This window comes from Streptomyces sp. Alt3 (assembly GCF_030719215.1).
Lineage (GTDB): Bacteria > Actinomycetota > Actinomycetes > Streptomycetales > Streptomycetaceae > Streptomyces > Streptomyces glycanivorans.
The window spans coordinates 402,291-421,025 of the sequence record NZ_CP120983.1; the positions used below are offsets into that span (position 1 = coordinate 402,291).

The following is an 18,735-nucleotide window of genomic DNA, read 5'->3' on the forward strand; positions in this document are numbered from 1 at the left end:
CACGGGCCGGGCATCACGGCTCAGCGCGTGACGCCCCGTCAGGAAGCGTCACCGCGCTCCCCATTGACACGGGCGGAGGGCGACGGGAAACTCGCACGGCCCAAGAGTGGAATTAACTTCACCTCGCGAACACTCACTCCCCGTTCGTGGGCCGCCCCGAAGTCCGGGACGGCCCACCCGCCACGACGCCGTGGCAGAAAGCGAGTGCCCCGTGACCGCCTCCCCCACGTCCCCGCCCGACCGCTCCTTCCGGGTCGTCGCCCCGGTCATCGCCCTGTGCTGGCTCGCCGTGTTCTTCGACGGCATGGACGTCAACATCTACGGCGCGACCATGCCGCACCTCCTGGCCGACGAAAGCCTCGGGTTCACACCCGCGCTGGCCGGCACCATTGGCAGTTGGACCACCTTCGGCATGCTGATCGGCGCCCTGGCCGCGGGCACACTCACCGACTGGCTCGGCCGGAAACCACTGGTCATGGGCAGCGTTCTGCTGTTCTCGGCCGGATCCGCGCTGTGCGCCGTCGCGTCCGGCGCCACCGTGTTCGGCGCCGGGCGCTTCCTGTCCGGGCTCGGCCTGGGCGGACTGATGCCGATCGGGCTGGCCATCGTGGCCGAGTTCGCTCCGCCGCGCAGGGCCGCCCTCGCCACCGGGCTGATGATGACCTCGTACCACGCGGGCGGTATGGCAGCCACCGGCATCGGCCTCGCCGTGGCGCCCGGACACGGCTGGCGCTGGGTCTTCTGGGCGGGCGTACTACCCGCCCTGATCGCCGTACCTCTGGTGCTGAAGTGGCTTCCGGAGTCCCCTGGGGTGCTCTTCGGCCGGGGCCGCACCGAGCAGGCGTACGCGGTCGCGGACCGCTACCGGCTGGAGCGTCCTGGCACCCGGCAGGCGCCCAGGGCGGGCGCGAAGGGCCGGCTGGAGTCGATCACCGCCCTGTTCGCCCCGGGCACCCGCTGGGCGACCCCTCTCCTGTGGACCGCGTCGTTCGCGGGCCTCCTGCTCGTCTACGGTGTCTCCACCTGGCTGCCCGAGCTGATGCGTGCCACCGGCTACTCCCTCTCCTCCTCGGTCACCTTCCTGATGGTGATCAACGCGGGCGGGATCGTGGGCATGCTGATAGCGGGCCGCACAGCCGATCGGTTCGGCCCGGTCAAGGTCTCCGCACTGTGGTTCGTGCTGACAGCCGTCGGCACGTTCCTGCTCCGGGCACAACTGCCGCTGGGCGCGGCGTACGTGGTCGTCTTCGTCACCGGCATCTGGCTGTTCAGCGCCCAGGTGATGGTGTACGCGGCAACCTCCCGCGTCTACGCACCCCGCGAACGCGCCACCGGACTGGGCTGGGTCACGGGCATCGGCCGCACGGGTGCGGTGGTCGGGCCGACACTGGGCGGAGCGGTCCTCGCGGGCGGGAACGCGGGGCTCGGCTTCACGACGTTCGCCGTGACCGCCGTTCTCGGCGCCCTGGCGATCTCCCTGGTCCCGCTGGCCGTGAACAGCCGCGGTGACAAGGTGCGCGGTCTCACCCCCGCGACGGACCGGGAGAGTTCCGCCCCAGGGGTTCCGCCCTCACGGGGTGGGCTCCCGGGGCACTCCTGACGACGCGCCTTTCACGCCCCCGTGCACCAGGATGGGAGATGTCGTAGATGTGCGTCTCCCGGTCGTCGCCCTCCGGTACACGTCGGTGATGTGGGCTGTTCGTGAGCCCTGTGACGCGCGGACTGCTGCGGCTGCACCCGTCGAGGAGGTCCATGTGTCCGGCTCATCTCGTCCCCTGCAAGGCCGTGTCGCCGTCGTGACCGGTGCCGCGAGAGGCGTCGGTGCGGGGACGGCGCGGGAACTGGCACGGCGCGGGGCCAGAGTGGCCCTGCTCGGCCGGGAGGAGGCGACCCTGGCCGAGGTGCGGGACACGATCCCCGGGGCCCTGTGCTGGGAGGTCGATGTGACCGACGACGCCGGAATGAGCAGGGTGGCCGACGAGGTCCGGGACCGGATGGGGCCCGCGTCCGTCGTGGTCGCGAACGCCGGTCTGGCCGAAGGAGGCCCGTTCGCGGAGTCCGACCCGGTGACCTGGCGGCGTGTCATCGAGGTGAACCTGATCGGCAGCGCGATCAGCGCACGTGCCTTCCTGCCCCATCTGAGGACGACAGGGGGCTACTACCTGCAGATCGCCTCGCTGGCCTCCATCGGGGCAGCGCCCATGATGAGTGCCTACTGCGCCTCCAAGGCGGGTGTCGAGTCGTTCGCCCATTCGCTGCGTGCAGAGTTCGCCCATGAACACGTCGGGGTGGGTGTCGCCTACCTGAACTGGACCGACACCGACATGATCCGTGACGCGGACGAGCACCCCGTGCTGCGGGAACTGCGGGCCCACATGCCGAGGCCCGCACGGAAGGTCTACCCGGTGGAGACCGTGGCGGGGCAGCTCGTGCGTGCGGTCGAACGGCGCAGTGCGGCCGTGTACGCGCCCGCGTGGCTCCGTGTCACACAGGTGGTGCGTGCCGCGATGCCTCCGGTGGTCACCGCGCTCTCGAAGCGGGAGATCCCCAGGCTGCAACGGGAGACGTCGTTCGAGGGCACCGGGCTGCTGGGGGCCGGCGGCCTGGCGGACCTGGGTGGCGGAGGCCGCCCCGGGAGGTAGATCCCGTGCGGGGCCGCCCGGGCGCTGTCGCCCCGGGATCCGCCGGTCAAGTGGTGTCGGCCGCGGACACGCGTGACCTCGCGGGGCGCGGGGGCAGAGGTATGGCGTAGACCGTCCCCTGCCGCAGGAGCATCATGTCGCCTCAGACCTCCACCCCGCGCTACACCGTTCCCGGCCTCAGCACCAAGGACGGCGGGCGGATGATCGACGTGCTGCGTATGCGCCTGCACGCACTCAACGACCTGGCGCTCACGCTGAAGCACATCCACTGGAACGTGACGGGCCCGCACTTCATCGCCGTCCACGAGATGCTGGACCCTCAGACGCTGGCGGTCAGGGACATGGCCGACGCCACGGCCGAACGCATCTCGGCCCTGGGCGGTGTGCCGCACGGGACCGCGGGTGTGCTCGTCTCCGAGCGGACGTGGGACGACTACAGCGTGGGAAGGGCCGACGCGATCGCCCACCTCGGTGCGCTGGACCTCGTGTACGCGGGCATCATCGGGGATCACCGCAAGGCCGCGGCGAAGGCGGCCTCCGTGGACCCGGTCACCGAGGACCTGCTCATCGAGCACCTCCGCTCGCTGGAGCAGTTCCAGTGGTTCGTCCGTGCTCACCTGGAGAACAGCGCCGGGGCGCTCACCACGACGGACGCCCGCAGCGAGAAGCAGGCCGCCGCGGCTGCCGGGGGCTCGCGCACGATCCCGGCGAAGCAGACGGCCAGCCCGAGGCGCACCGCCAAGAAGTCCGCAGTCACCAAGCGCGGCAAGTGACCAAGGGCCGGGTGACGCCTCCGGCCGGTGCGGGACGGACCCGGGACGGGCGTCGCCGAACGCGTCCGCTCCGGGCGCGAGGTCCAGCTCGACGGCCGTGAGCGCCTGCGCCCTCACCCGTTCGGAGCACCCCGGCATCGTCCGAAGGCCACCGGACGCGGCGTCCCGGTCGTCCGGCCCGGCCCTGTGCGAATCGGTCCCGGCCGGACAGCCCGGCCCCTGTGCGGCTCGGCCCCGGTCCGCCCGGATGCGCGACGGCCCGCGTCCTCGCCGCGGTGTGCAGGGCGAGGACGCGGGAGGGCGTCGATGACCTAGGCTCCGAGAAGGGCAGCGGTCATGGCAGGTGTGGCGCCCCGCACCGTCGGTCCCGCCGTCACCGGGTCACCGTCCACTTCTGGTTGGCGGAGCCGGTGCACGTCCAGATCTGCAACCGCGTGCTGTTCGCACTGCTGCCACCCGACACGTCCAGGCACTTGTTCGCCTGCGGATTCACGATGTCCCGCGCCGCGGGAGTCGCCCACTGCTGCGCCGCCGTACCGTTGCAGTCCCACAACTGCACCGCCGTACCGTCCGCCGTACCACCGGACGCCACATCCAGGCATTTGCCCAGGGCCCGGATCGTCCCGTCAGCGCCCACCGTCCACTGCTGCGCCGCCGTGCCGTTGCAGTCGTACAACTGCACCGCCGTACCGTTCGCCACCGCACCCGCGGCCACGTCCACACACTTCCCCGCCAGCCCCGTGATGGGGCCTCCGCCGCCCGGCTGGCCGCTGTCGCTGCTGACGCGGACGTAGTCGACGAGGAGCTGCTGCGGGAGGACCGTGCTTGCGTCGGGGTCGCCTGGCCAGTACCCGCCGACCGCGAGGTTCAGGATGACGAAGAAGGGCTTGTCGAAGACCCACTGCTTCCCACCGAGGTCGGCGGGGGTGCGCCGCTGGTAGACCGTGCCGTCGACGGACCAGGTGATGACGTTCGGGCTCCAGTCGACCGCGAAGGTGTGGAACGCGTCGGCGAACGCCTGCCCGCCCGGCAGGGAGTATCCGGCGCCGATGCCACCGCTGCCCGAGTAGCCGGGCCCGTGCAGCGTGCCGTGCACGGTGCCCGGTTCGAAGCCGACGTTCTCCATGATGTCGATCTCACCGCTGTTGGGCCAGCCGACGCTGCCGATGTCGCTGCCCAGCATCCAGAAGGCGGGCCATATGCCCTGTCCGCGCGGGATCTTCATCCTGGCCTCGACACGGCCGTACGTGGTGCTGAACTTGCCGGAGGTGTTCAGCCGGGCGGAGGTGTACTCGCACCGCCCGTACCAGCACTGGTAGTTGTCCGGGTTCTCCTTGCGGGCGGTGATGACCAGGTGTCCCTGACCGTCGAGGACGGCGTTGCGGTTGCCGGCGGTGTAGTACTGCCGCTCGTGGTTGTTGACGTTGTCACCGGTCTCGATCTGCCACTTGGCGCCGTTGACGGCCGAGCCCGCGGCACCGTCGAACTCGTCGGAGAACGTGACGGCGGCCGCTGCCGCGGTGTCGGCGGACTGCTCGGCCGATGCGGTCACGGGGGTGGGCGCGCTCTGCGCCAGACCTGTGGACATGGTCGCGAGGCCGAGTGTCATGACGAGGGACAGGACCAGGCGCCGAGGCAAGCGGGAGGATCTCATGCCTCTCCCTTCGGGGAGGGTGATGGATCGACATGGGCATGTCATATCCGAGCGGGTCGAGCGGGGACCACACCGAGCCCCACCCGCACACCCCTGCCGGACAGGCGGGGAGGACTGTGGGCGGAGGGCTTAGTTCACTACGTGATTTAAGGAATGAAGACCGAGCGTGTCAAGAGCTTGGTATGGACCGGAGTTGCCTACACCTCTTGGCGCCTCGCACCGAGGTCTCCGCGCATGGTTGGCCGGAATCGATCGCGAGGCCGCGGGCCGGGCCCCGGCCGCCCCCTCGGTGCGCACGGGCGGGAAGCGTCACGGATCGGCGCAGGGTGCGGCGATGACCGGTCACGTCATGGAGACTTGAGAGACTGGCGGCAGCCGCCGTCGGTGGAAGGCGTCAGCCGACGCGCGCTGCTGCGACAGCAGCTCCGCGTCCCGCTGGAGCACCGGACCGAGGTCGACGAGGGGGCCACGATCAACACCGCCGAAACGGGCCGGCACCCGCTGGACTCCACCAGTGTGACGAACGCGAAGAGGACCGTCCTGGAGCTCCTGGGCCGCGCGGGCATGTTCCCGGGAGAGGCCGAGGAGCTCGTCGCCCTCGTGGAGGCCGGCGCGATCGCGGGCGCTCACAGCGAGATCGGGAAACCGCAGGGCGCCCCCGCCGGGAGCGGGGAGGCGTACGCCGGCGGCTGGCGTGACGGCTCCCTGGCCGTGAGCGACGAACTCGGCCGCGTCGCCGAGCGCGCCCTGGAACGCGCCCTCGGCCCGGCGTTGCCCGGATCGCCGGGAGCCGTCGCCCGGGACCGTCACCCCGTCGGGAGGGTGGACGTGGAGCGTGCGAAGGTCGCCGTCCTTCCGCTCTACCTCCGGTTCAGCGACCTCTCGGAACTCGACCCCGAGGTGTCCGACGAGGTCCTGGCAGCGGTGCTCGGCACGATGAACGTCGTGGGACGGGTCGGGTACGCCGGACAGCTGGAGGAGTTCACCTCCTCCCGGTGGGATCGGCTGACCCGGCTTTACGCGCATTATGGGCCGCGCGGCCGCATCGCCATGCACGGCCGCTACTCCCTACTCCACTCCCCCACGAGCATCGCCGTACTCGAACGCCTGGTCGCCACCCCGTCGGCACTCCGTACGGAATGGGAGCACGCCGAACTGCCCCCGGCGTGGCTGGACGGTCTGGTCACCGCCTGGCAGGCGTCGAAGACCCCGCCGGACTGACGCCCGCCGCCTACCTGCCCGAACGGAGTGGTCGCGGGCGGCAACCGGCGTTCTCAGTTCACGGATTCGGTGACGGACGCGTCCTGGCGCGCGGAGGGAAGGCTGAAGACGAAGCGGGTGCCGGGAGCGTGGTCGGCGTCGAGGCCGATGGTGCCTCCGTGGTACTCCACGATCTTCTTGCAGAGGGCGAGACCGATGCCGTTGCCCGGATAGGTGTCACGGGTGTGGAGGCGCTGGAAGATCACGAAAATGCGCTCGGCGTACTCCGGGCCGATCCCGATGCCGTTGTCGCTCACGGCGAACTCCCAGCGGGGGCCGGCACCCTCCGCGGAGTCCTCCTGTCCGGAGGCGGTGAGGTGGATCCGGGGCACTTCCCCCGGGGTGCGGAACTTGATGGCGTTGGAGATCAGGTTCTGCAGCAGCACCCCGAGCTGGGTCGGGTCACCGTGGACCGCGGGGAGGGGGTCGTGGGTGATGACCGCACCGCTCTCCTCGATCACCATGCCGAGGGAGTTGGTGGTACGACGCAGGACGGCCTCGATGCTGACGTCGGTGTCCTCGGCGTGCAGGCGGCCTACACGGGAGAAGGCGAGGAGATCACCGATGAGGGTCTGCATCCGGTTCGCACCGTCGACCGCGAAGGAGATGTACTGCTTGGCGCGGTCGTCGAGCTGCTCCGCGTAGCGGCGTTCCAGCAGCTGGCAGAAGCTGGCGACCTTGCGCAGCGGCTCCTGGAGGTCGTGGGAGGCAACGTAGGCGAACTGTTCCAGCTCCTCGTTGGAACGGCGCAACTCCGTGGCCTGTTCGTCGAGCTGGGCCCGGGCCCGGTCGCTGAACTCCAGCTCCCCGGCCAGCCGCCGCCGCATTCCGTCCACGTCCCTCGCCAGCGCCCGGAGGTCTGCGGGGCCGGAAGCGGCGATGGTGTGCCCGAACCGGCCGTCCGCGATCTCACGGACATCCGTGCGCAGCCGGTCCAGTGGCAGCTGGACGCCCCTGCGCAGGCCGGCGAAGGCGAGGGCGATGAGGGCGAGCACGACGCAGGCGATGGCGGTGAACACCGTGTTGCGCAGAGTGCGCGCCGCCTGCAGATCGTCGCGCGCGCGGTCCCGCTCGGCCTCGATGTTGTTCTGCTGCTCGGTCAGCGAGGCGCGGAGGGCGTCGAAGGCGGCCTTCCCCGACTCGGTGCGCTGCTGGGCCGAGGCGGTGGGTTCGGCCGCCTCGCTGACGGGGCGGGCCGTGGTGGTCTGCCAGCGCTCGGAGTCCTCGCGCACCCGGGCCAGGTCGGCGGTCGCCCGCTCGTCGCCCTCGGTCAGACGCGCGAGCTCCTGCGCCGCCGTTCCCTCCTGGGCGACTCCGTCCTGGTACGGCTCGAGGAATTCGCGCTTCCCCGTCATGCCGTATCCGCGGATCCCGGTCTCCTGGTTGATGAGCGCGCTCTCCATCCGCACGGAGGCGATGAGCGCGGGCGACCACCGGTCGGTGAGCCTCTTGTTGACGTCGGTTGCGTGGGCGAGGACCCAGACCCCGCCCCCGGTCAGGACGAGCAGGAGCACCAGCACAGCCGCGGAGCCGGCGCCCAGCCAGCCACGGGTCGTCCAGCCGTCGCGGACGGACCCCGGCGGACGTGTTGCCGGGGCCTGCTGCACGGTGTCGGTCTCCATGTCGGGTCCGCCTTCCCTCGCCCGGCGGCGTACCGGGCGGCGTCACCCTACCCCCGGGGACAACCATGGTTGTCGACAGGGTCCCCCGCCGTCTACGGTGCACCCATGGCAGTAGAGACCTGGGCGAGCTCCGAGCAGGAGGAGCTGGCCGAACGCGCACGCCAGGCGATCGCCGAGGCCGCCCGGAAGCTCGTCCTCGGCGCGCCCGTGCCGGTTGACGGCCGGCAGGATCCGGACGCGCTCCGGAGCGACGCACTGGCCTCTCTGCGTGCCCTCGCCCACCTGAGCCGGGCCGTGGAGGAGTGCGCGGCACTGGCCGCCCGCGCCGCCGCCCAGGAGGGCGCGGGCTACCCGCAGCTGGGAAGAGCCTGGGGGGTCAGCCGCCAGGGGGCCCGCAAGCGCTGGCCCGGTCTCGTCTTCACCGCCCGCCCCGCATCGCGACCGCTACCCCACCACCAGACCCGGAGCTCGCTCATGAACGGCCTCGCCCCCCGCACGTACACCGTCCTGCTCGTCGAGGACGACATGGCCGACGCCATGCTGATCGAGGAGGCGCTGACGGAACACGGGATGGCCCGGGGTATCCAGCGGGCGGACGACGGGGTCGCGGCGCTGGAGTACCTCCGCGACCCTCACACCGACCGGCCGGACCTGATCGTCCTGGACCTGAACATGCCTCGCATGAACGGCCGCGAACTGCTGAACGTCCTCAAGAACGACACCTCTCTGTCCAGCATCCCCATCGTCGTGCTGACCACGTCGGCGGCGCCGGACGATGTCGAGGACGCCTACCGTCAGCACGCCAACGCCTATGTCACGAAGCCCGTCAACCTCGACGACTTCATGCAGACCGTCCAGAGCATCGACTCCTTCTTCCTCGACACCGCGACGACTCTTCCGCAGCACCCGGGCGACGAGGCCTGAGAGCGGGCGCGTTCCGCCCGCGTCGGGCCGAGTCCGCCGCCGGTCGTTTCCGGCCGCCGGCCGGGCTCTCGGCGTGCGCACCCTGGGTAGACTCCCGCCACCGACGACGAGACCACTCCACGGCCGCACGCAGAACTGACCCCGGAAGCCTTCGGACACCGGCAGGACGAAGCCCGCGCCCCACCGGCTCCCGGCGCACCGGGCATCCGCCTCCCGGGCGCCGTCGGAAGCCACCGCACCCGGCCTGTCGCGTTCCGACGGCCCCGGACAGCTCGGCCCGAACCTGTCATGCCCATGACTAGCCCGTGTCCCCCCGATCCGCCGCCGTGGTCGCGTCCCGGAGTCCTCGCGTTCCGTCCTTCGAGAGAGGAACCCCCCTGATGCGCCCACGCCGACCACGATCTCGCCCTCATGTCCCTCCGGGGGACGCCGGGCGTTCCGGAGCCGCCGCGTCCAGGACCCGGCCCCGGACAGGGCGGCTCCTGCTCTGCGTCGCGGGGGTGCTGGGCATGCTGCTGGCCCTCTCGGCGCCCGCCGCGGCAGACACAGCCTCCTCCGGCTCCTCGCCCACGGCCGCTGCGGCCACGGGCACGCCGCTGCGCGACGGGACGGGTCTGTACCCACGGGCCGTCCGGCTCGCCCACAGCGGCGCGGCCGACGGACGGGTGCTGGCGAGCGTCGTCACCTTCGACGGGAACAACGGCATCGGCGCCATCCACGAAAGCACCGACGGGGGCACCACCTTCCGCGAGGTCGGCCGCGTGGCCGACCCCGAGTCGGCGGCGGGTCAAGGGCTCTGCTGCGCCACCCTGTTCGAGCTGCCGAGCCAGGTGGGCTCGCTCGCGCCGGGAACACTGCTGTGGGCCTCGTCCGCGGGCCAGGACGAGCAGAACCGGCGTATGGCTCTTCGCGTCTGGCGCAGCACCGACGTGGGCCGGACCTGGTCCTACCTCTCCGCCTGCGCCACCGCGAGCGGCACCGGCGGTTTGTGGGAGCCGGAGTTCTCCGTGGCCGCCGACGGTGCGCTCGTCTGCCACTACGCCGACGAGACGGATCCCGCCCACAGTCAGAAACTGGTCGCTTCACGCAGCTACGACGGCGTGACCTGGCAGGGGCACCACGACACCGTGGCCGGCGGATGGGCGCCGGACCGGCCGGGCATGCCCGTGGTGCGCAGACTGCCGAACGGCACGTACTTCATGAGCTACGAGATCTGCAATCCGGGCGGCCAGTACCAGTGCGTGGTCCACTTCCGGACATCGTCGGACGGTTGGAACTGGGGCGACGCGACCGCTCTGGGCAGCCGTCCGGAGACGGTCGACGGCAAGTACTTCAGAGCCGCGCCGACGATCGCGTGGGCTCCGTCGCCCGACGGAGGGGCGAACGGCCGGATCCTGCTGGTGGGCCAGCGGCTGCTCAACCGTGACGGCACGGTGGCGGCGGACAGCGGACGTACGGTTCTCGCCAACACGGAGAACGGCAGCGGCCCGTGGTACGAGATCGAGTCGCCCGTACGAGTGGCCGATCCCGCGGTGAACCACTGCCAGAACTACAGCTCCCCGCTGCTCCCGTCGGCCGACGGCACCCGCCTGCTGCAGATCGCCACCGACTGGGACGGCTCGGTGTGCCGCCCCTACTTCGCGACCGGCTCCGCCACCGGCACCGGTGACGCGGCCGGAGTCGTGGACGGGGCGCTCTACCGGCTGCGCAACGCGGGCAGCGGGCACTGCCTGGACGTGGCGGCGGACTCACGTGCGCCGGGTGGCAACGTCCAGCAGTGGACCTGCAACGGGCTCGGCCCGCAGGACTGGACGCTCCGTGCCCGCGGCGACGGCCGTTTCACCCTCACCGGCCGCAACAGCGGGTACTGCCTGGACGTCGAGAACGGCTCGGCGACGCCCGGTGCGAACGTCCGGCAGTGGTACTGCAATGCCGCACCGGCCCAGGACTGGCGTGTGCGGAGCGTGGGCCGCGGCTACTTCAGGATCGTGTCCTCCTCCAGCGGCCAGTGCCTCGACGTGGCGCAGGGCTCCCGGTCGCCGGGCGCCAACGTCCAGCAGTGGACCTGTAACGGCCACCAGCCTCAGATCTGGCAGTTGCAGAGGGTCTGAGGGCATGAGGTCGGCCTCCCCGGTCCCGGGGAGGCCGACCTCGGTACGTCTACTCCGTCGCCGTCGGCCTCCGCGCTGCCGCCGTCGCGCCGTCCAGGCCGGTCAGCGGACGCAGCCGGTAGGTGTAGGAGTAGTCCCTGTCCGCGAACAGCTTGAATTCGTCGTGCGTGTGCGCGCCCCAGCTGTCGTCACCACCCACTCCCATCTGCCGGTGGTTCAGCCGCAGTACGACGTCCTTCCGCGGTGTCAGCTGGTAGTCGTGTCGGGCACCCGCCGACAGGTCCTCCGGAGTGAAGTACGAGGCGTTGACCTCGATCAGCGGTTCGCCCGTGGCGAGCAGCCCCCGGCCTCTGCCGTCCGTCAGCGCCACCCAACGGACATCCGTCCTGTTGCCGTTCTCCTGCGGGCGGACGTAGGGGGTCCACTGTTCGGAGACGGTGGAGGAGTGCAGGCCCACGTCCGTGCCGTTGTTGCGGTCCCAGTGGTTCTCCTCCGGGCCGCGGCCGTAGTAGTGCACGTGGTTCAGGCGGCCGGGCAGAACGAGCAGCGAGCCGACCTCCGGGATGTACGGGAGACCGGACGCACCCGGGTGCAGGGTGTGATCGACCTTGATCTCGCCGTTGCCGAAGACCGTGTACGTGGTGGTGTACGCCGATTCCGTCGTGGTGGGCAGGGTGCCGCTGACGGCGATCTCGACGGCCCGGTCACGCAGTTCACGGACCTCGAATCCCGTCACCTTCCGGTCGCTGCCCGCGTGGCGCCAGGTGCCGTTGCGGGTGGGCTGGCCGTTGCCGATGTCGTTCTCGGTGGGCGCCCGCCAGTAGTTGGGGGCGGGTCCCGAGGTGATCAGCTCGTCGCCGCCCGTCTCGTAGGACGTGATGACGCCGCTCCTCCTGTCGACCGTCACGGAGAAGTCGTGGCCCGTCACCGTGACGGAGTCGTCGTCGTCCCGGTGGCTGAGGGTCCGTACGGAGTCCAGCGGCCGGGGCGTCACCGCCGGGCTGCCGGCGTCGAGCGGGAGCTGATGGCGGGCGACCTCGAACCCTGCCTCGGCCCACTTCGTGGCCTCGCTGGTGGTGAACGACAGCTGGAGGAAGTACTCGGTGCCCGGAGCGGGGCGGGAGGGCAGGGTGAAGGGGACGGTGATGCCCTTGGTGGACAGGGGTGCGATGTCGAGCTGGGCGCGGGTCAGCTTCCCGCGCTGCACCGCCCTGCCGTCGGCGACGACGGTCCAGCTGCCGTCGAGTTCCCGGAGGTTGGTGAACAGGTACTCGTTGGTGACGGTGAAGCGGCGCGAGGCGCCCCCACCGGTCGCCGCGACATCGATCGCCTGGAGGACACGCTTGATCTCCGCGGCCTTGCCGGTGTGCCCGCGGTCCGCCATGACGATGCCGTCGGCGCTGAAACTGCCGTCGTTCGGGTTGTCCCCGAAGTCACCGCCGTAGGCGCGGAACGTGGGCTCCGTGGGCCGGACCTCCTCGATGCCGACGGTGGCGGCGTCGAACCAGAACCGCACGCCCTCGTCGCGGGGTCCGCGGGTGCCGGACGCGAGTTCGGGCCCGGTCAGGGCGCGGGCGTGGACGCGTGCCCGCCGGATGGTGCCGCTGAACTCGCGGGTCGGGTGGTCCGCGTCGGTGGCGAGGGCGACCGGCGCGTTGTTGCTGTCGGGGCGCTGCGCAGCGGCCTTGGTGGCCTTGGCCTCGCCGTCGACGTAGAGGGTCAGGGTGGCCGCCGCAGCGTCGAAGACACCCGCGACGTGGTGCTCGGTGCCGGTCCAGTCCTTCGGGAGGGCCCAGCTCGCGGTGGTCCACCGGCCGGCGGCGTGGACGAAGAACTCCAGGTTGCCGTCCGTCTGCTTCAGTGCGTACTGGGTGTCGCCCTTGGCCAGAATGGGCTGATGCCGACCGGTCACCTTCTGCGTGATCCACGCCTCCAGGGTCAGTGAGCCGGTGATGTCCAGGCCGGCGTCGTGTCCGAAGACCGTGCCCCCGGAGACCCCCTTCTCTCGGTCGAAGCTGCCGCTGGGCGCGAGGAGTTCTCCGGCCACCGCAGCGGGCCCGGCCTCCGTGAACAGCTTGCGCGTCGGCGTCGGCCAGGTGAGCGCCTGGTCGGCGAAGTCCCAGATCCAGCCGCCCTGCAACACGTCGTGGGCGCGGATCACGTCCCAGTACTTCTTGAAGTTGCCGCTGGAGTTCCCCATCGCGTGGGAGTACTCGATCAGGACGAAGGGCCGCGTGTCGGCGGTGTCCTTGGCGCGCTGCTCGACCTGGGCCGGCCTGGTGTACATCTCCGAGCGGATGTCACTGATGCCGGGCCTGTCGTCGCCCTCGTACTGGATGACGCGCGTGGGGTCGTACGACCGGATCCAGTCGTGCATGGCGACGAAGGCCGAGCCGGTGCCCGCCTCGTTGCCGAGCGACCAGATGACGGCGGAGGCGTGGTTCTTGTCTCGGTGGACCATGTTCCTCGCGCGGGCCAGGCACGCCTCGGTCCAGTCCGCGTGGTTTCCGGGGTAGGTGTCGCGGATGCCGTGGGTCTCGAGGTTGGTCTCGTCCACCAGGTACAGGCCGTACTCGTCCGCCAGCTCCAGCCAGAGCGGGTTGTTGGGGTAGTGGGAGGTGCGGACGGTGTTCATGTTCAGCCGCTTGACCACCCCGATGTCCTCGACCATGTCCGCCCGGGTCAGCGACATGCCCCGGTCGGGGTGCATCTCGTGCCGGTTCGTGCCACGCAGGGAGACGGGCTTGCCGTTGATGCGCATCAGACCGTCGACGATCGCGAACTCACGGAGGCCCACCCGGTGCGAGAGGGTCTCGGTCACCCTGCCCGCCGGGTCACGCAACCGCAGTACGGCGGTGTAGAGGTTCGGGTGCTCGGCGGACCACAGCGCGGGTTTCGGGACGGCCTTGGAGGACCGCACGGTCACGTCGTCACCGGCCCGGACGGTGCCGAGGTCGGCGGACTGCCGCAGCGGCCGGGACCAGACGGGGTGTCCACCGGCGTCGTAGAGCTGGGTCTCGACGGTGTACTCCCCCGTGCCCGAAGTGCTGTCGCCGTAAGCACGCACGGAGGCGGTGACGGACAGTTCGGCTGCCGTCCAGCCGTCGCTGAGCGGGGTGTCGAGCTTGAAGTCCCGCAGGTGGACGGTGGGGGTGGAGAAGAGATGGACCGAGCGGAAGATCCCGCTCAGCCTGATCATGTCCTGGTCCTCCATCCAGTCGCCGTCGGAGAAGCGGTAGACCTCCACGGCGATCTGGTTGCGGCCTTGTCGCAGGTGCGGGGTGATGTCGTACTCGGCGGAGGTGTAGGAGTCCTCGCGGTAGCCCACCGGCACGCCGTTGATCCACACGTAGTGTGCGGATTTCACCCCTTCGAAGTGCAGGAAGACCCGCCGCCCGTCCCAGCCCCGCGGCACGGTGAAGGCGCGGCGGTACTGGCCGACGGGGTTGTACCGGGTGGGCGCGTACGGCGGCTGCGCCTCCTCGCCCAGTCCGTTGGCGCCGGCCCAGGGATAGGTGATGTTGGAGTAGATGGGGAAGTCGTAGCCGTGCAGCTGCCAGCACGACGGCACCGGGATGGTGTCCCAGGAGCGGTCGTCGAGGTCGGTGCGGTGGAAATCCGGGTCCCGGTCGTCGGGGCGGTCCGCGTAGGCGAACTTCCACGTCCCGTCGAGGTCGAGCCGCCACGGGGAGCGTGTCCGGTCACCGGCCAGGGCCGCGTCCACGTCCGCGTACGGCATGAGCGTGGTGTGCGGCGGCTGTGAACCGATGTCGAAGACCGCGATGTTGTTGCTCCACTCCGGATGGCCGTTGGCCGGAGGGCCCCAGCCGGCCGAGGTGGTGTCGGCGTGCGCCACCGCTCCGGCGGGTATGGCGGACGGGAGGGCGGAGAGAGCGAGTGCGCCGAAGCCGGCGGCACCGCCCTCCAGAATCCGGCGGCGGCTGACGCTCCCGGGCGGGTGGGCCGGCTGGTGGGGGAAGGACGGGTGCTGCATGGCTGAGGACCCCTCGGTATGACCGTGCTGCGTGCGTCGGTGCGGCGCACAGCGCGTAGGCGTGTCGTGTTCCGTGCGGTGCCGTCGATGTGCCGGGCGGAGCTCAGGGCCCGGACCCGGCCCGGTGGCCGCGTCCGTCGGCCCGGCCGTGTTCGCCGCCGTCCTGCCCGGCGCTGCTGGTTCTCATGTGGTTGCGGCTCCTCGTGGGGAAGTTGCCTCTTCATCCTGTTCGAGATTTCGACATGCGTCCGAAATCCTGCCGAGACGGTAGTGACGCGTGATGCGGGGTGTCAACGGTCGTGCACGGCGGGTGTTCCCCGCCGGCCGCCACGGCGTCGGCGGAGCCACCCGGGGCACCGCGGTTCCTCGAACACGATCCCGCGCGGCGGCGGGCGCAGGAACACGCGGACAGGCCGACCCGGTCGTCCCGGGTCGGCCTGTCATGGAGGGGTCGCACCGCCCGGCGGGCGGGCGGGGGAGCCTCAGATGGTCGCGGCGTCGATCACGAACCGGTACCGGACATCACTGTTCAGCACGCGCTCGTACGCCTCGTTGATCTCGGAGGCGCCGATCAGTTCGATCTCGGCACCGAATCCGTGCTCGGCGCAGAAGTCCAGCATGTCCTGGGTCTCCTGGATGCCGCCGATACCGGAACCCGAGAGGGACTTCCGTCCGCCGATCAGGGAGAAGAGGTTGACGGAGATGGGCTCCTCCGGGGCGCCGACGTTCACGAGAGCGCCGTCCGTCTTGAGGAGGGACAGGTAGGCACCGAAGTCCAGCGGCGCGGACACCGTGGACAGGATGATGTCGAACGTGCCGCGCAGGTCCTCGAAGGTCTTCGGGTCACTGGTGGCGTAGTAGTGGTCGGCGCCGAGCTTCAGGCCGTCCTCCTGCTTGCGCAGGGACTGCGAGAGAACGGTCACCTCCGCACCGAGGGCGTGCGCGATCTTGACGCCCATGTGCCCGAGGCCGCCCATGCCGACGACGGCGACCTTCTTGCCGGGTCCGGCGTTCCAGTGCTTCAGCGGGGAGTACGTGGTGATGCCCGCGCAGAGCAGCGGCGCGGCCTCGTCCAGGGCCAGGCCGTCGGGGATGCGGAGGGTGTACTTCTCGTCCACCACGATGTGTGTGGAGTAGCCGCCGTAGGTGGGGTCGCCGTTCTTGTCGAGGGCGTTGTAGGTGCCGGTGTTGCCCTTGGCGCAGTACTGCTCGAGGCCTGCCCTGCAGTTGTCGCACTCCCGGCAGGAGTCGACCATGCAGCCGACGCCCACGCGGTCGCCCACGGCGAACCTGGTGACGCCGGAGCCGGTCTCCGTGACGACGCCGGCGATCTCGTGGCCGGGGACCATCGGGAATATGCCCTCGCCCCAGCCGTCGCGGGCCTGGTGGATGTCGGAGTGGCAGATTCCGGCGAACTTGATGTCGATCAGGACGTCGAACTCGCCGACCGCCCGACGCTCGACGGTGGTGCGCTCCAGCGGAGCCTTCGCCGAGGGGGCGGCGTACGCGGCGACAGTGGTCATGCGGAATTCTCCTAAGGAGTGGTCCTGCGCCCGGCAGCCTTCGGTCCGGGCACGTCCCCCAGCCTGCCCCACCTCGTGGTGTTCACCCAGGCCACGGTTGTGCCTACGACCAGTGGTCCTACTACCGGCGGGGTCAGGATGGTGTGCGTACGACCGTGGATACTGGACACATGGAGGAACAGCCTGTGACCGAGAGGCCTCCCGCCGGTGATCCCCGCCCCGGTGGGAGCGCGGGACCCGCTCTGGACCGGCGCGCCGAGCTCAGCGAGTTCCTGCGCAGCCGCCGTGCCCGGCTGAAGCCGGAGGACGTGGGTCTGCCGGACTTCGGCCGGCACCGCCGGGTTCCGGGGCTGCGCCGCGAGGAGCTGGCCCAGCTGGCCGGGGTGTCCGTGGCCTACTACACACGTCTCGAACAGGGCAACGGCCAGAACGTCTCCGGGGAGGTGCTGGGCGCGATCGCGTCCGCGCTGAGGCTGACGGACGCGGAACAGGCTCACCTCAGCCATCTCGCGAAGCCGAAGCGGCACCGGAAGAAGCCGTCGGCACGGCAGCAGCGCGTGCGCGGGGCCCTCAGCCGACTGCTCGACACCATGGAAGGTGTTCCGGCGTACGTCGTCGGGCGGCGCTCGGAGATCCTGGCCTGGAACCGTATGGCCGCCGCCGTCTTCGGTGACTGGTCCCAGCTGCCGCCGCAGGAGCGGAACTGGGCGCGGCTGGTGTTCCTGGACCCGGAGTACCAGGAGCTGTTCGTGGAGTGGGACCAGAAGGCCTCGGACATCGTCAGCTATCTGCGGATGGACGCGGGCTGCCACCCGGACGACCCCCGCCTCTCCGCTCTCATCGGTGAACTGTCCGTGAAGAGCGAGGAGTTCCGGCGACTGTGGGCCAGGCATGACGTCAAGGAGAAGAGCCACGGCGTGAAACGTCTGCACCACCCGCTGGTGGGCGAGCTGTCGCTGGGGTTCGAGACGTTCACCCTGCCCGACGACCCGGAGCAGTCGGTGGTCGCCTATCACGCGGAGCCGGGCTCCGCGTCCGCCGAAGCGCTCCGGCTGCTCGCGAGCTGGGGCACGGACGCCACCAGGGCGGGCACGTCGGCGTCCGGAAGGCAGTAGGGCATCACGCGGGTACGGCCCCGGCGGCCCGACAGGCCGTGTACCGCCCTCGGTCCGATCGGCCGTGTACCGCCTTCCACCAGCCTGTACGCTGCGGGGATGCAGTCGCCCGGCTCCCCCTCCTCCGCGCGGTCCGGTCAGGCCGCCGCCCCTGCCCAGCGTGGGCTCCTGACGGAACGGATCGCGCGGGAACTCGAGCACGACATCCGCTCCGGCGAGATCTCCGTGGGGACGAAGCTTCCTTCGGAACGGGAGCTCGCGGCCCAGTTCGAGGCCAGCAGGAACGTCGTGCGCGAGGTTCTGCGGCGGCTGGAGGCCCAGCATCTGATCGAGGTCGCACCGGGCCGGGGTTCCTTCGTGCGTGAGCAGACGCCAGGTCAGGCCAGGGGGTACGACGCCCTGTACCGGGCGGGCCTGCCCACCGTGCGGCAGCTGATCGAGGCCCGGCTGCCGCTCGAGGTCGAGACGGTGCGCCTGGCGACGGAGCACGCGACGGACGCGGACATCGAGGCCTTGAGGTCCGCGCGGGACGCTCTCGAGTCGGCGACCGACGTCGTCGTCAAGGCACGGGCCGACATGGCCTTTCACGACGCCATCGCCGAGGCGAGCAGGAATCCGGTTCTGCGGATCATGCTCACGTCGATCAGCGGGATGATGTTCGAGATGATGCTGCGCTCCAACTCCGATCCGTCGATCGGCGAACCGGGCGTTCCGCACCACCCCGAGATCTTCGAAGCGATCGAGGCGCGCGACGCGGATCTGGCCTGTGAACGGATGCGGGAGCATCTGATGCTCGGCCTGCGCACCTACGGCAAGGATCTCGACATCCAGGTCGACGTCATGGCGCGCAACCACATCGAAGCGCTGCTGGACGAGACCGGGAACCGGTACGGCTCCGCCGGGACGGGCGACTAGCACCCGGCACGGCGGTTCCCGGCGCCCCCGTCCCCTCCCCCGCGTTCCGGGTGCCGGGACCGAGGGTGGTCGCGCGGAATCGGTCCCGCTCAGGGGCTGTTCGGTCCGCCCCTCTCCTGCTAACGTCCCTCTGGTCCAACTGGTCCTACCAGTTGGACCAACTGGGCCGGAGCTCCCCCGGAGGCGTCACGCTTCCGGGGAG

General features: G+C 70.8%; 12 protein-coding genes. 8 read left to right on the top strand and 4 right to left on the bottom strand.

The genetic code is table 11. The features are described 5' to 3' along the window. The first annotated feature begins 211 nt into the window (after positions 1-211). From P8A20_RS01875 to P8A20_RS01885, 3 genes are all read left to right on the top strand, one after another. Entirely contained in the window at positions 212-1,600 is a 1,389-nt protein-coding gene (locus P8A20_RS01875; protein ID WP_306102701.1) for an MFS transporter, read from the top strand. Positions 1,601-1,754: 154 nt separating this feature from the next. After that, the gene (locus tag P8A20_RS01880) at positions 1,755-2,642 is read left to right on the top strand and encodes an SDR family oxidoreductase (protein ID WP_147961903.1); all 888 of its coding nucleotides are present in this window, start codon (positions 1,755-1,757) and stop codon (positions 2,640-2,642) included. Between the two features lie 134 nt (positions 2,643-2,776). Next, a complete protein-coding gene (locus P8A20_RS01885; RefSeq protein ID WP_147961904.1) occupies positions 2,777-3,415 on the top strand; it encodes a Dps family protein in 639 nt (212 codons plus the stop codon). A gap of 373 nt (positions 3,416-3,788) precedes the next feature. Here the strand turns inward: P8A20_RS01885 and P8A20_RS01890 are convergent, their stop codons facing one another. Beyond that, positions 3,789-5,069, bottom strand: coding sequence for a glycoside hydrolase family 16 protein (locus P8A20_RS01890; protein WP_147961905.1), 1,281 nt, complete (start codon positions 5,067-5,069; stop codon positions 3,789-3,791). 471 nt (positions 5,070-5,540) lie between these two features. Between P8A20_RS01890 and P8A20_RS01895 the strand changes: the two genes are divergently transcribed. Beyond that, on the top strand, positions 5,541-6,290 hold the full coding sequence (locus P8A20_RS01895; protein WP_371934430.1) for a hypothetical protein: 750 nt from the start codon (positions 5,541-5,543) through the stop codon (positions 6,288-6,290). 53 nt (positions 6,291-6,343) lie between these two features. On the opposite strand, the gene P8A20_RS01900 is transcribed toward P8A20_RS01895, so the two are convergent. Further along, the gene (locus P8A20_RS01900) at positions 6,344-7,951 is read right to left on the bottom strand and encodes a sensor histidine kinase (protein WP_306102702.1); all 1,608 of its coding nucleotides are present in this window, start codon (positions 7,949-7,951) and stop codon (positions 6,344-6,346) included. A 105-nt stretch (positions 7,952-8,056) separates the two neighbouring features. On the opposite strand from P8A20_RS01900, the gene P8A20_RS01905 reads away from it, so the two are divergent. After that, positions 8,057-8,875 (top strand): response regulator, encoded by an 819-nt coding sequence (locus P8A20_RS01905; protein WP_306102703.1) that lies wholly within the window; start codon positions 8,057-8,059, stop codon positions 8,873-8,875. 509 nt (positions 8,876-9,384) lie between these two features. Next, positions 9,385-10,986, top strand: coding sequence for an RICIN domain-containing protein (locus tag P8A20_RS01910; RefSeq protein WP_306102704.1), 1,602 nt, complete (start codon positions 9,385-9,387; stop codon positions 10,984-10,986). Positions 10,987-11,035: 49 nt separating this feature from the next. Here P8A20_RS01910 and P8A20_RS01915 read toward each other — a convergent pair whose 3' ends face one another. Further along, positions 11,036-14,980 carry a glycoside hydrolase family 2 TIM barrel-domain containing protein gene (locus tag P8A20_RS01915; protein WP_306102705.1) on the bottom strand — a complete coding sequence of 1,315 codons (3,945 nt, stop codon included), beginning with the start codon at positions 14,978-14,980 and terminating at the stop codon, positions 11,036-11,038. 482 nt (positions 14,981-15,462) lie between these two features. Then, positions 15,463-16,503 carry an NAD(P)-dependent alcohol dehydrogenase gene (locus P8A20_RS01920; RefSeq protein WP_147961598.1) on the bottom strand — a complete coding sequence of 347 codons (1,041 nt, stop codon included), beginning with the start codon at positions 16,501-16,503 and terminating at the stop codon, positions 15,463-15,465. A gap of 170 nt (positions 16,504-16,673) precedes the next feature. Between P8A20_RS01920 and P8A20_RS01925 the strand changes: the two genes are divergently transcribed. Further along, a complete protein-coding gene (locus P8A20_RS01925; protein WP_187282271.1) occupies positions 16,674-17,618 on the top strand; it encodes a helix-turn-helix transcriptional regulator in 945 nt (314 codons plus the stop codon). A gap of 99 nt (positions 17,619-17,717) precedes the next feature. Next, positions 17,718-18,533, top strand: coding sequence for a FadR/GntR family transcriptional regulator (locus P8A20_RS01930; protein WP_306102706.1), 816 nt, complete (start codon positions 17,718-17,720; stop codon positions 18,531-18,533). Positions 18,534-18,735 lie beyond the last annotated feature (202 nt).